General features: G+C 58.4%; 10 protein-coding genes and 1 rRNA gene. 5 read left to right on the top strand and 6 right to left on the bottom strand.

Annotated elements, in window-relative coordinates; all coding sequences use genetic code 11:
* Positions 1 to 70 precede the first annotated feature (70 nt).
* Entirely contained in the window at positions 71 to 709 is a 639-nt protein-coding gene (locus ICA16_RS26720) for an ATPase (protein ID WP_210554610.1), read from the bottom strand.
* Positions 710 to 879: 170 nt separating this feature from the next.
* Here ICA16_RS26720 and ICA16_RS26715 point away from each other — a divergent pair, with 170 nt between their 5' ends.
* Positions 880 to 1,128 carry a hypothetical protein gene (locus ICA16_RS26715; protein WP_150603264.1) on the top strand — a complete coding sequence of 83 codons (249 nt, stop codon included), beginning with the start codon at positions 880 to 882 and terminating at the stop codon, positions 1,126 to 1,128.
* Between the two features lie 57 nt (positions 1,129 to 1,185).
* Positions 1,186 to 1,680 carry a PaaI family thioesterase gene (locus ICA16_RS26710; RefSeq protein ID WP_150615835.1) on the top strand — a complete coding sequence of 165 codons (495 nt, stop codon included), beginning with the start codon at positions 1,186 to 1,188 and terminating at the stop codon, positions 1,678 to 1,680.
* 82 nt (positions 1,681 to 1,762) lie between these two features.
* Here ICA16_RS26710 and ICA16_RS26705 read toward each other — a convergent pair whose 3' ends face one another.
* Positions 1,763 to 3,958, bottom strand: a complete 2,196-nt coding sequence (locus ICA16_RS26705; RefSeq protein WP_210702038.1) for an OsmC domain/YcaO domain-containing protein — start codon at positions 3,956 to 3,958, stop codon at positions 1,763 to 1,765.
* A 298-nt stretch (positions 3,959 to 4,256) separates the two neighbouring features.
* Here ICA16_RS26705 and ICA16_RS26700 point away from each other — a divergent pair, with 298 nt between their 5' ends.
* Complete coding sequence (locus tag ICA16_RS26700; protein ID WP_210702037.1) at positions 4,257 to 6,902, top strand: bifunctional diguanylate cyclase/phosphodiesterase; 2,646 nt, start codon at positions 4,257 to 4,259, stop codon at positions 6,900 to 6,902.
* A 24-nt stretch (positions 6,903 to 6,926) separates the two neighbouring features.
* Here ICA16_RS26700 and ICA16_RS26695 read toward each other — a convergent pair whose 3' ends face one another.
* Together ICA16_RS26695 and ppk2 are read right to left on the bottom strand one after the other, a co-directional pair.
* Positions 6,927 to 7,142: a hypothetical protein gene (locus ICA16_RS26695; protein WP_210702036.1), complete on the bottom strand. Its 216-nt coding sequence runs from the start codon at positions 7,140 to 7,142 to the stop codon at positions 6,927 to 6,929.
* Between the two features lie 142 nt (positions 7,143 to 7,284).
* Positions 7,285 to 8,100 (bottom strand): polyphosphate kinase 2, encoded by an 816-nt coding sequence (ppk2, locus tag ICA16_RS26690; protein WP_210554607.1) that lies wholly within the window; start codon positions 8,098 to 8,100, stop codon positions 7,285 to 7,287.
* Between the two features lie 170 nt (positions 8,101 to 8,270).
* Between ppk2 and ICA16_RS26685 the strand changes: the two genes are divergently transcribed.
* Complete coding sequence (locus tag ICA16_RS26685) at positions 8,271 to 10,397, top strand: TonB-dependent receptor family protein (RefSeq protein WP_210554606.1); 2,127 nt, start codon at positions 8,271 to 8,273, stop codon at positions 10,395 to 10,397.
* Positions 10,398 to 10,541: 144 nt separating this feature from the next.
* Here the strand turns inward: ICA16_RS26685 and ICA16_RS26680 are convergent, their stop codons facing one another.
* Positions 10,542 to 11,759 (bottom strand): MFS transporter, encoded by a 1,218-nt coding sequence (locus ICA16_RS26680; RefSeq protein ID WP_210702035.1) that lies wholly within the window; start codon positions 11,757 to 11,759, stop codon positions 10,542 to 10,544.
* A 130-nt stretch (positions 11,760 to 11,889) separates the two neighbouring features.
* Between ICA16_RS26680 and ICA16_RS26675 the strand changes: the two genes are divergently transcribed.
* Positions 11,890 to 12,516 carry a TetR/AcrR family transcriptional regulator gene (locus ICA16_RS26675; protein ID WP_210702034.1) on the top strand — a complete coding sequence of 209 codons (627 nt, stop codon included), beginning with the start codon at positions 11,890 to 11,892 and terminating at the stop codon, positions 12,514 to 12,516.
* Positions 12,517 to 12,689: 173 nt separating this feature from the next.
* Here ICA16_RS26675 and rrf read toward each other — a convergent pair.
* Positions 12,690 to 12,769 (bottom strand): 5S ribosomal RNA (gene rrf, locus ICA16_RS28580); the annotation flags it as partial.

The raw sequence follows: 12,769 nt of genomic DNA, 5'->3' as shown, positions 1-12,769 counted from the left end.
CCTGAAAATAAAGTTTCGGTTCAACCGGCAACGGTTCAGCTTCACGGCGTTGCCATTGGGGTTGCGATGTTCAGCTTGCCGAGACCAACGCCTTGAGCGAGTTGTCGAACTGCTTCAATGCGTTGAGTTGCAAGTCACGTTGCTTGTCGATCTGCGCGGCAATTTGCGGCGCCGCCTGGTTATGTACCCAGACCGACGGCATCTGCTTTTCTACAGCGCCTTCAGCCTTGCCGATGTATTGCAAGTCAGCGTCGTAGAACCTCGCGGTAAAACGCGCTTCGACCAGATTGTTGCGTTGGGTCAGCAGACGATTGAACGTGTCGAGTTTCACCACCACATCGGGATGGGCCTGCACCAAGGCGTCGAGGCTGTCGTAGACGGTCACGGACAAGAACTGCTGTTGTAACGAACTCATCAACCAGTCGATGGCCAGCTCCGGATCGGAACTGGCGACGAAAGCGTCGCGAATCCGCGAGTCGAGCGCATCTTTCGCGCCGTTGATGGCCATGTCGTGATAACGCTCAAGGTATTGCAGGTTGTCCAGGGTGTTTTCGCTGTACAGCACGCCAACAGTCTGCGAATGCTGCAACGTGGCGCTGCTGCCGGTGATGGTTTGTAAATGACACGACCGGGCATTGTCGGCGTATGTCGGTGTAGCGACAGCCCCCATCAGCAGGGCCGCCAGAGCCAGTCGAGTCAGAATGTTCATCGCGCAAATTCCTTGAGCTGCGTGTTCGATGGGGCGATTTTCCGCCCATCGCCGGCAAAGCAGAACTTGCGTTTATTGATGGTCACTATTACTTCTACCGATAGTTGCGCAATGTGCAGACTGATTACACACTCGATCACAACTAGAACAAGATGAATGAGGAATCCTCCTTGAGAACATTTGACCTGATCCGCGACGCCGTTCTGTCCGAATATCGCGATCGCGTGGCTGAATACCTGGTCCAGTACGAAAGTGTCCTGCTGAACAAGGATGACGCTGACCGGCAGCTGATTCGGGACACCGCCAATCAGTTGCGCGGCTATTTGCGCGGGCTGAACACCACGCGGGTTTTGGGTATGGCGTATTGGGAAGAGCTGGATCGACGGGTTGTCGATACATGGATCACGCCTGAAGAATGACCGAGAATTCAGACGCATTCGCCTGACCGGGCTCACTACTTCAGGATGACCACACCCATGTCCAGCCTCGATACCTCACTGCAAGACAGCGCCGCACCCGAAGGCGTTTGCTACGGCTGCGGCGGCAGCAACCCCCACGGCCTGCACATCAAGAGCCATTGGCATGAAGACGGAGTGCACGTCATCGCCGAGCATCTGCCGGATGCCAAATACTGCGGCTGGCCGGATCTGGTCTACGGCGGACTGATCGCGATGCTCGTCGACTGCCATTCCAACTGGACGGCGATGGCCTGTCACTACCGCGCAGAAAACCGCGAAGCCGGCACCCTGCCCCGCATCGATTGCGTCACTGGCAACCTCGGCATCAAGTTCATCAAACCCACACCGATGGGCGTAGCGCTGACCTTGCGGGCGAAAGTCGAGGGTGAGGTCGGGCGTAAAACCCGGGTGATCTGCGAGGTGTTTGCGGGCGACGTGCTGACAGCGGTGGGTGATTCGGTATTTGTGCGAGTCGATACCGGGCAGTTGGCGGATGTTGCGCATAAGCGCTAAGCCACTGTAGCGAGGGAGCTTGCTCACTCGCCACAGGTATTCGGTGTCACAGATTACTTCCGTGACAGCACTGTTCAGGGGATCAACCCTTCACATTCGCCCGCGCCGAATGCAGCTTCTTATAGCTCTCGATCAAGCGCAAATGCCGATCAAGGCCCTCTAGCTTCATGCTCGTCGGCGTCAAACCATAGAAACGCACGCTGCCGTTCACAGAGCCAATGGCCGCGTCCATGCGCTCGTTGCCAAACATGCGGCGGAAGTTGGCTTCGTAGTCGGCCAGTTCCAGATCTTCGTCCAGCTCCATTTCCAGTACCACGTTCACCGCTTGGTAGAACAAGCCGCGTTCGACGGTGTTGTCGTTGTATTGCAGGAAGGCTTCGACGAGGTCTTTCGCCTGATCAAACTTTTGCAGCGCGAGGTAAATCAGCAGGCGCAGCTCAAGGATGGTCAGCTTGCCCCACGGCGTGTTGTCGTCGAACTCGATGCCGATCAGGGTGGTGATGTCGGTGTAATCGTCCAGCTCGCTTTTTTCCAGACCCTGGGCGAGGTTGCGCAGGCCGACTTTGCTCAGGCTGTGCAGGTTGAGGATGTCGGCGCGAAATTGCAGGGCCTTGTTGGTGTTGTCCCAGATCAGGTCTTCGACCGGATAGATTTCCGAGTAGCCCGGCACCAGAATCCGGCAGGCCTTGGCGCCGATGTGCTCGTAGACCGCCATGTAGACTTCTTTGCCCATGTCTTCGAGGATGCCGAATAGAGTTGCGGCTTCTTCGGCATTGGAGTTTTCGCCGTGACCGGAGAAGTCCCACTCGACGAACTCGAAATCAGCCTTGGCACTGAAGAAGCGCCACGACACCACACCGCTGGAGTCGATGAAATGTTCAACAAAGTTGTTCGGTTCGGTCACTGCCTGCCCCGAAAAAGTCGGCTGCGGCAGGTCGTTAAGACCTTCAAAACTGCGGCCCTGCAACAGCTCGGTCAGGCTGCGCTCCAGCGCGACTTCCAGGCTTGGATGCGCGCCGAATGAGGCAAACACGCCACCCGTGCGCGGGTTCATCAGGGTCACGCACATCACCGGAAACTCACCGCCCAGCGACGCATCCTTGACCAGCACCGGGAAGCCTTGCTCTTCGAGGCCCTTGATGCCGGCGAGAATGCTCGGGTATTTCTCCAGCACTTCCTGCGGAACATCCGGCAGCGCCATTTCACCTTCGAGGATTTCGCGTTTGACCGCGCGCTCGAAGATTTCCGACAGACACTGCACCTGCGCTTCGGCCAACGTGTTGCCGGCGCTCATGCCGTTGCTGAGGAACAGGTTTTCGATCAGGTTGGACGGGAAGTACACCACTTCATTATCGGACTGGCGCACAAACGGCAGCGAGCAGATGCCACGCTGAGTGTTGCCGGAGTTGGTGTCATAGAGGTTCGAGCCACGCAACTCGCCATCGCGGTTGTAAATCTCAAGACAGTATTCGTCGAGAATCTCGCTCGGCAATTCGTCTTTCGGGCCAGGCTGGAACCAGCGCTCGTCCGGATAATGCACAAATTCTGCGCTGGCGATGTCTTCGCCCCAGAACTGATCGTTGTAGAAGAAGTTGCAGTTCAGCCGCTCGATGAATTCACCCAGCGCAGACGCCAGTGCGCCTTCCTTGGTCGCGCCCTTGCCGTTGGTGAAACACATTGGCGAGTGCGCGTCCCGGATATGCAGCGACCACACATTGGGCACGATATTGCGCCACGAAGCGATTTCGATTTTCATGCCCAGGTCGGCGAGAATTGCCGACATGTTGGCGATGGTCTGCTCCAGCGGCAGGTCCTTGCCGGCGATGTAGGTACCCGCCTCCGAGCCCGAGTGCGGCATCAGCAAGGCCTGGGCATCGGCGTCGAGATTCTCGACTTCTTCGATGATGAATTCCGGGCCGGTCTGCACGACCTTCTTCACCGTGCAGCGGTCGATCGAGCGCAGGATGCCCAAGCGATCCTTTTCAGATATGTCGGCCGGCAATTCGACCTGGATCTTGAAGATCTGGTTATAGCGGTTTTCCGGGTCGACAATGTTGTTTTGCGACAGGCGAATGTTCTCCGTAGGGATATTGCGCGTGTCGCAGTACAACTTCACAAAGTAAGCCGCACACAAGGCCGACGACGCCAGGAAGTAGTCGAACGGCCCCGGTGCCGAGCCATCGCCCTTGTAGCGGATGGGCTGATCGGCGATCACCGTGAAGTCGTCGAACTTGGCTTCAAGTCGAAGGTTGTCGAGAAAGTTGACCTTGATTTCCATGCGGGATTACCAGAATACGGCTAAACGAATGGCGGCCATTATCCGGTTTTTGAGCGGGAAGTCTTGTGCTTTCGGGATTCGCCGCTGACCGGGGCGACGCCGTCTTCGGCGCACAATCCCCTATCCGGCGCGGCTTGGGCGGGTCAGTCGTCACTTGTTGCAAACTGGCAAAAGCAAAGTCTCCCGGTGTTCACTACGCTTCTACAGATTCCGATCAGCATGATCCTGAAGAAGAATCTGAACATTGCACCCGCGACACTGTTCTAGATTCAGAAGACAGCGGATCAAGGACGAGCGAATGGACATTTCCAATTACGCAGCGCCGCTTCCCCCCCGCCAGAGCATCGTCACCCGGCGTCTGGCGGTTGCCGTGGGTGCGCTATTTGTCACTGGAGTGATTGCTGCTGCCGTTGCGTTGCTTGGCATCGCCAACAGACTGGATAAGGAAGAAGTCCGCAAGACCGAGTTCTACTCGGTTCGCGCCCTCGAAAATCGCATCACTGCCTCGAAAAACTACATCACCAGTTACGCTTACTGGACCACGGCCTATGAACGTCTGAGCGATCAGGTAGACACCCAATGGGCCTATACCGAGCAAAACCTGGGTAAAACGCTGTTCACCGCTGACGGCTATGACGGCGTGTTCGTGCTGGATCGCGAGCGCACCAAATACGCCGTGGTTCGCGGACAAATGCTCGATACGGATATCGCGGCGTTCGTGGAGGTCAGCGTGACTTCACTGCTGGATCAGGTGCAAGGCCAAAGCGACTTGACCCAACCCGTCAGCCGCTACTCACTGTTCGAAGGCTGGCCGGCGCTGGTGTCGGCAGCGGTTATTTTGCCTAACGATGAGCGGCCGCAGAAGACTGCGCAGGAAACCTCTGTGCTGGTGTTCGTCGACAAACTCACCCCGACCAAACTGCGCAAGATCGGCAGCGGTTACGGCTTGAAAAACCTGACCCTTGCCCTGGATGAAGCCCTTGACCCGGCGCGCCCGCGAGTGCCGCTGGACAGCACCGGTTATAGCCTGGTAGCCGATCTGGAGCGGCCGGGTCAGCAGTTATTGTGGTCACTGCTGCCCACCCTCGGTGCGACGATGGTGGTATTGATGCTACTGACCGCCTACTTCTTCCGCCACGCTTTGCGTTCGTCGCGGTATGTCGACGAAAGTTTTGCGGTGATGCAGTCCTCCAACCTTGCACTGGAAGCCGCCAACCTTGGCCTGGAAGCCAGTGAGGAACGTTTTCGTGCGGTGGCGGAAGCCGCTTCGGACTGGATCTGGGAGGTCGACCGACATCTGTCGCTGACCTATCTGTCGGCGCGATTCAGCGAAGTGACTGGTTACCCGCAAACCCTTTGGCAGGGCCAGGACATAGGTCAACTGCTGTTTTGCGACACCACGCCGCTGGAACTGTGGCTGAAGAAACTCAACGAGGAAGGTCACGCCAGCGACCTGCGTTGCACCTACCGTGACCATTGCGGCCAGCAACGTCATTGCCGTCTTTCGGCTCGCCCTATCTTCGACAAACATGTCGTCATCGGTTATCGCGGCACTGCCAGCGATATCACCGACGAGGTCGCCGCCCATGCGCAAATCCAGCACTTGTCCATGCACGATGCCCTGACCGGGCTGCCCAATCGCAACAAACTCGCGCGTTATCTGGATGAAGCGCTGATGCTCAGAGAGCACGCGCCGGCGCTGTCGCTGCTGATGATCGATCTGGACAACTTCAAACCGATCAATGATTCGCTCGGCCATCCGGCCGGCGATGCGGTGCTGCAAGAAGTCGCCGCCCGTTTGCGTGAATGCACCCGCGACGATGACATCGTCGCCAGGCTTGGCGGCGACGAATTTGTCGTGGTGCTCAATGGCATGGACACGCCTAACGAAATCGACAAGTTCTGCACCCGCCTGATCGGCAACCTGCATCAACCGGTGATCTTCGAACATCACCCGCTGCACATCGGCGCCAGCATCGGCATCGCCCTTAGCCGACGCCACGGCTACATCCCCAGCGAGCTGATCCGCTACGCCGACATTGCGCTGTATCAGGCCAAATCCGAGGGCAAGAACACCTGGTGTTATTTCGAAGCGCACATGAGCGACCAGATCCAGACACGCCGGCAAATGGAAGACGACCTGCGCCATGCGCTCAAGCACAACGAGTTTATCCTGCACTACCAGCCGCGTTACAAAGTTGATGGCAAGCAGATCGTTTCAGTCGAGGCACTGGTGCGCTGGCAGCATCCGACCAAGGGTTTGCTTGGGCCCGACCTGTTTATTTCGTTAGCGGAGCAGACAGACCTCATCGTCCCGCTCGGGCGCTGGGTGTTGCGTGAGGCTTGCGAAACGGCGCTGACGTGGCCGGAAGACATTTTGCTATCGGTCAATCTGTCGCCTGCGCAATTCGCCATGACCGACGTGGTTGAGGATGTCCGCGAAGTGCTTGTCGACACTCGCTTCCCGGCCAGTCGACTGGAGCTTGAGATCACCGAAAACGTCATGCTCAACGATACCGACGGCGCGCTGACCACCATGAACGCTCTTAAAGAGCTGGGCGTGCGCCTGAACATGGACGACTTCGGCACCGGATACTCATCGCTCGGTTATCTGCGCGCGTATCCGTTCGATGGCATCAAGATCGACAAGCGCTTCATCGCCTCGATCAGCAGTGGTGCCAATGATCGGGCGGTGGTGCAGGCGATCATCGGCCTGGGCAAGGCCATGGGCCTGACCGTCACTGCTGAAGGCGTCGAAACCGCGGAGCAACTGGATATTCTGGGGGCTGATCAATGCAATGAAGTACAGGGTTACTTCATGAGTCGTCCGATCGACAAAACCGAGTTTATGCGTTTGCTGCAAACGTCGAGAAGTGGCCAGGCAGAGCAACCGAAGGCAAAAAAAGGCCGCGTCAGGAGCGGCCTGAATCTGGAGGGTTTGTAAGGCGGGTCAACCGTTTGAGCGCGATCAGCTACGCGTGTGACTCGTGTCGCTGGTGAACACACTGCCCGTATCCCGAACCAACTGCCGCCATTCGGCGCTGGTAATCAGCCCCGCCTCCTCCATTTCATCCGCCGCCTTGAGCAGTTCGTCGTACTGCTGCTCCGGATCCATCTGCGATTGCGACTGGGTCGCCAGTTTGCGCCATGCCGCCAGTAATTCTTTCTTGCGCTGATCGAACATAGGGTTTAACTCATGGGGGACTTCCCTAATAGAAAGAAGCGGTGGCGCGGTGGTTCAGCGCAGTCGACGGGCGGAAGGCTGACCCGTGAGCCTTCCGATACCGGCACAAATCGGTGACAGGTTTTGGGCCGAGAGCGAGCCGTCAGAACTTGTCTGCAACACGTCTGTACTGATAATCCGGTTCACGGTACTTGCCCGGTTTCTGCCGCTTGGGCAGCGTGACCGGCTCGTGTGCGACGTCCTCATAGGGAATGCGGCTCAACAGATCAGTGATGATGTTCAGTCGCGCCCGGCGTTTGTCGTTGGAATCGGCCACCAGCCAAGGGGCGTGGTTGGTGTCGGTATGCTTGAACATCTCGTCACGCGCGCGTGAGTAGTCATACCAACGGCTGTAGGACTTAAGATCCATCCCCGTCAGCTTCCAGGTTTTGCGGCCATCGTTGATTCGCGCTTCCAGCCGACGTGTCTGCTCCTGCGGGCTGACCTCAAGCCAGTATTTGATCAGGATCACCCCAGACTCGACGATTGCGCGCTCGACCAGCGGCGTCGATCTGAGGAACTTGTTGGCTTGCTCTTCGGTGCAGAAACCCATCACCCGTTCGACGCCCGCGCGGTTGTACCAACTGCGATCGAAGATCACCACTTCGCCCGCAGCGGGCAAATGTGGCAGGTAGCGCTGGACGTACATCTGACTTTTCTCGCGTTCTGTTGGCGCCGGCAGCGCCACGACGCGAAAGATCCGTGGGCTGACCCGTTCGGTGATCGCCTTGATTGTCCCGCCCTTCCCCGCACCATCGCGGCCCTCGAAGACGATACAAACCTTCACGCCCTTGGCGATAACCCACTCCTGCAATTTGACCAGCTCGACGTGCAGCGTGCGTAACTGCTCCAGGTAATCCTTGTTTTTCAACCTGGGGGTTTCAGGCGTCTTTGCGGCTTTCTTCTTGTCCTTTGCCATGGTCGAGCCCTCACTGATTGGGAATTTGCTGTGAACCAGACTCGTGAGATTAGTTTATGGCGCGTTGTTTTCCATTCCCGGACAATAAGCAAAATCGTGATGTGTTTCCTTCGTTCTTTCTAACGTCGCACTGTTCATTGCCCGTGCCTGTCTTGTCTGGAGTTTTCTCGATGCCGTCGCCCAATTCCCTACCCACCGCGCTGTTGGGGCTGGCCCTCGCTTGCCCGACCATGGCCCAGGCTCAAGGTATGGAGTTGGGGCAGGTGCTGATTTCCGCCGAGGATCGCAGCGGCACCGACGCGGCTGTCGACGACGCCAAGGTGCGCCTGGCCGAAGTGCCCGGCGCCACCAACGTGGTCGACATGCGCCAGCCGCTGCAGGGCCGTGTGGCGAGCAATCAGGATGTGCTGGCCTATCAGCCGGGGGTTTATGCGCAGTCGGCGGGTAACGAAGGTGTGAAGATTTCGATTCGCGGCTCGGGCATCAATCGTGCGCCAGGCGCTCATGCTTCTGGGCTTTACACAATGCTCGACGGCTTGCCGCTGACCGGCCCCGGCGGCACGCCTTACGAATTGCTCGAACCATTGTGGGTCGACCATGTTGAAGTGCTGCGCGGCGCCAACGGCTTCGATCGCGGCTCGCTGGCCCTCGGTGGCGCCATCGATTACGTCAGCCATACCGGCTACGACGCGCCGAAACTGCAAGTCCGCTATGCCGCCGGCAGCCACGGTTATCAGCAGCGTCAGGTCAGTTCCGGGCAAGTACTCGGCGACTTCGATTACTACGTGTCGTTGACCGATGCGAACGCCGACGGCTATCAGGATCACACCGCCAGCGAAAGCAAAGGCCTGATTGCCAACTTCGGTTATCGCTTCAACCCGAACCTGGAAACCCGCTTCTATATCCGCTACCGCGAAACCGACAACGACCTCGCCGGACGCGTGACCAAGCACTCCATCGAACACGACCCACGGGCAGCCAACCCGGCGTACGTGTCGCGCGATGACAGCCGCAAGCAGCCGGGCAGCACCTTCATCGGCAACAAGACCACCTTCTATATCGACGACGATTCCAGCATCCAGACCGGCCTTGTTTACCACGACTACCCGATGGATCTGCGCGAAGGTCCGAATCGTCTGAAGGTTGCCTACACGGACGTCAGCGGCACCTTCGACTACAAGCGCCGCGACACTTTGTGGGGCATGGAAAGCCGCAGCAATGTGGGCCTGCGTGTGACCAAACATCTGCCCAACGATGGCGCCAGTGAGTTTGTGCGCATCCCCACCGGCAACACCGCCGCCTACGCACCGGGCACGCGCATGCGCAACTTCACCTATCAGGGCTCTGACACCGTTTTGCATTTCGGTAACGACCTGGAAATCGCCGATGACCTGTGGCTGACAACCGGCCTCGCCGCCATCTACACCCGCCGCGAAAGTGCCGTCACCTATCCGCAGAGCGGAGGCAAAACCAGCATGAACGACTGGGACTACGCGCCCCGTCTCGGTCTGCGCTATCAGGTGACCCCGGATCTGCAAGTGTTCGGCAACCTCAGCCGCTCGGTCGAAGCGCCACACCCGTGGTCACTGATCTACAGCTCCAACGTGCGCTTCCCTGCCAACAGTGGCGCGGCCACTGGTACGCAAAAAGACCCGATCGAACTGCAGAACCAGACCGCGACCACCCTCGAACTCGGCGGTCGTGGCGACAGCGCCGTGGGCGAATGGAGCCTGGCCTGGTACTACGCGCAAGTGCGCCACGAGTTGCTTTCGGTGCTGCCAGACGCCACCGCGGTCACGCCGTATGAGCTCAACGCCAGCCCCACCGTGCACCAGGGTGTCGAAGCCAGCCTGAACAGCAAACTCTGGTCTTCCGCCGACGGGCAGCAGTTAAGTTTGCGTCAGGCATACACCTTCAGCGATTTCCACTACCGTGATGATGATCGCTTCGGTGATAACCGCCTGCCGGGGTTGCCGATGCATTATTACCAGGGTGAATTGCGCTACGACTGGCCGCAGGGTTTCTTCGCCGCTTTGAACACGCAACTGGTGTCGAAAGTTGCAGTGGATTACGCCAATAGTTACTACGCCGATCCGTACGCGCTGTTCGGCGCGACGCTGGGGTACAACGCGCCGAAGGGTGACTGGCAGACCTGGGTGGACATGCGCAATTTGACCAACAAACACTATGCGGCGACGGTCACGCCGGGGTATGACGACAAGGGGCTGGATGCGGCGCGGTCGACGCCGGGTGAAGGGATGGGAGTTTATGTCGGGGTTTCGTGGAGTTTGCTCTGAGGCCACGACGAGCTAGGTAAATACGCCGCCAATCTCTGCGGGCCAACGATCAGCCATTTCAGACTGAGAATAGAAAGCGCTGCCATTGACGACGCCCCTCTTCGCCGGGCGCAAGGGACGTTCGAAAGGTAGCGCTTCAGGACCTCAATGCCCGGCAACCACCGGCCGTCCATGTCCACGCGGCCCCGACTTGAAGCCATGCCCTCGCGCCCGCCAGACAATGGCAAACCCGACAGCCACCAGCAGCGTCATTGCCCACGGAAAAGACGCAACGCCCCATGTATCCAGCAGTACCCCACCGACAACGCCGCTGCCGGCAATTGCGCTATTCCATGCCACCACATTCAGTGACAACGCCACGTCTGCGCCATCGCCGGCAGCATCAGCCAGCGCGGTTTGCAGCAACGTCGCGGCGCCGCCAAAGCTCAATCCCCACACCGCTACTGCGATATAGATTACTTCCGGCACACGCCCTGAAAAACCCAGCACCACGCAAACCGCCGCAAATGCCGCGAGGCTGACGAGTGTAGTTTTTCGCAACAGCGGCTCAACCAGTTTCGCCGTCAACCAGATCCCCACCAGCGCAGCGATCCCGAAGACCAGCAACACCAGATCCACCCGACTTTCCAACCCCGCCGACGCCACGAACGGTGCGATGTAGGTGTAGAGGATGTTGTGCGCGAGCATCCAGCTGATCACCACCGCCAGCACCGGCCGCACACCAGGCGTGGTCAGCACACTGCGCAGCGACATGCGTTGGTGCGCGGGCTGTGGTGGGTAGTCAGGTACTTTCACCAATACCCAAACGATCAGAATCACCGTCAGGCCCGACATGATGCCAAACGCGGTGCGCCAACCCACCAGACCACCCAGCCATGTACCGAGTGGCACACCCAGCGACAGCGCAATTGGTGTGCCGACCATGGCCAGCGCCAACGCCTTGCCCTGCTGATCGGGCTCGACCATTCGGCGCGCGTAACCGGCCAACAAGCTCCACGCCAACCCGGCTGATACGCCAGCGAAGAAGCGCGCCACCAGCGTCACGCCGTAGTGAGAGGACAGCGCCGTAATGGTATTGAACAGCAAGAAACCGACGATAGTCAGCAACAGCACGTTACGCCGGCGCCAGCCTCGGGTCGCGATGGTCATCGGGATGACCGCCAGCACCGAGCCCAACGCATAGGCCGTGACCATCTGGCCGGCCATCGACGGAGAGATCGCCAGGCCTTCGCTGATCAACGGCAGCAAGCCGGCAGGTAGGGTTTCGGTGACTATGCAGATAAAACCTGTCATGGCCAACGCCAGCAAGGCGCCGATTGGCAGGCTTTTCGGCGTTGCCGATAAAGTGAGTGAAGGCGTCACGGGAAGTCCTTGAGTAGTGATTTTGAGAGTTAAATACCGATCGATATAAAATACTGATGGCAGCGACCACTCGTTGTCAACGACTTATGTATCGTCTAGTATTTAAATCATCTCACCGAGGAATCCTGAAATGGCAAGAACGGGCCGCCCCCGCAATTTCGACCGCGACGACGCCGTAGAGCAAGCCATGCAATTGTTCTGGCAACACGGCTATGACTCCACCTCCCTCGCTCTGCTGAAAGCACAACTCGGCGGCGGAATTTCCGCGCCGAGTTTTTACGCGGCGTTCGGCTCAAAGGAAGCCCTGTTTGATGAATGCGTGCAGCGTTACCTGGTGACCTTCGCTCAAGTTACCCAATGCCTGTGGGACGAAACACTGCCACCACGCCAAGCCATCGAAACCGCGCTGCGCCAGTCGGCGCGCATGCAGTGCGAGGATGGCCACCCCAAGGGTTGCATGGTTACCCTTGGCGTAATGAGCGCACCCAGCCCCGAAAACGCCCGAGTGGTCGAAGCCCTCACCCAGTCACGTGCAAGGACTCGTGCGGGGATCTTGGCGTGCGTCAAGCGGGGAATGAATGCTGGTGAGTTACCGGCCAATACGGCGGCCCCCGCCCTGGCGACGGTTTTTGACAGTTTTCTGCAGGGGATTTCCATCCTCGCTCGGGATGACACCTCGATTGAAGTGATTGATGCGGCGATCACTCAGGTATTGATGACGTGGGACATTGCGGCCGCCACGTTTGGCAAGGATTGAACAGAGGGTGCTCGTTACAAAAAGCGCTAAAGCTGGTTTTCGCTGCCTGTTGTGGATGAGTGTGTAAATTGAACCGAGATGACAACCGGACTCTATCCACAAATGCTGTATAAACTTTCCTGCGGACAAAACAAAACCCCAACTGCTTTCGCAATTGGGGTTTCGGAATTTAATCTTGACGATGACCTACTCTCACATGGGGAAACCCCACACTACCATCGGCGATGCATCGTTTCACTGCTGAGTTCGGGAT

Origin of the sequence: Pseudomonas anatoliensis (genome assembly GCF_017976235.1) — a bacterium.
GTDB classification, from domain to species: domain Bacteria; phylum Pseudomonadota; class Gammaproteobacteria; order Pseudomonadales; family Pseudomonadaceae; genus Aquipseudomonas; species Aquipseudomonas anatoliensis.
Note: the sequence above shows the minus strand (reverse complement) of the source record. Positions and strands in the feature narration are given on the sequence as shown.